The organism is Enterobacter cloacae complex sp. P2B (assembly GCF_014895985.1).
GTDB lineage: Bacteria > Pseudomonadota > Gammaproteobacteria > Enterobacterales > Enterobacteriaceae > Enterobacter > Enterobacter bugandensis.
In genome coordinates this window covers 1-335 of record NZ_JADBQQ010000039.1, presented here as the reverse complement: position 1 = coordinate 335, position 335 = coordinate 1, and the positions used below count along the sequence as shown (strand labels likewise).

Here is a 335-nt window from a genome sequence, read left to right as displayed (position 1 = left end):
GATCAGGCGGGCAACGTCGGTGCCACTACCACCCAGACCGTGACGGTGGATACCCAGGCGCCGCAGTACGGCATCACCATCGACAGCATCAGCGATGATACCGGGCAGTCCGGGAGTGATTTCATCACTATGGACACCACCCTGACCATCAACGGCTCGCTGGGCAGCGCGCTGGCGAGCGACGAGAGGGTGCAGATCAGCCTTGACGGCGGAAACACCTGGGTTGACACCACGGTGACTAATCAGCGCTGGACCTACACCGATACCCGCGATCTGCCTGACGGGGATTACACCTACCAGGTGCGGATTATCGACCAGGCGGGCAACGTCGGCTC

1 protein-coding gene is annotated in these 335 nt (G+C 62.1%); it reads left to right on the top strand.

Annotation, left to right across the window (positions count from 1 at the left end):
* The coding region (locus IM313_RS22475; RefSeq protein ID WP_193056115.1) for an Ig-like domain-containing protein at positions 1–335 on the top strand (335 nt) is incomplete at both ends.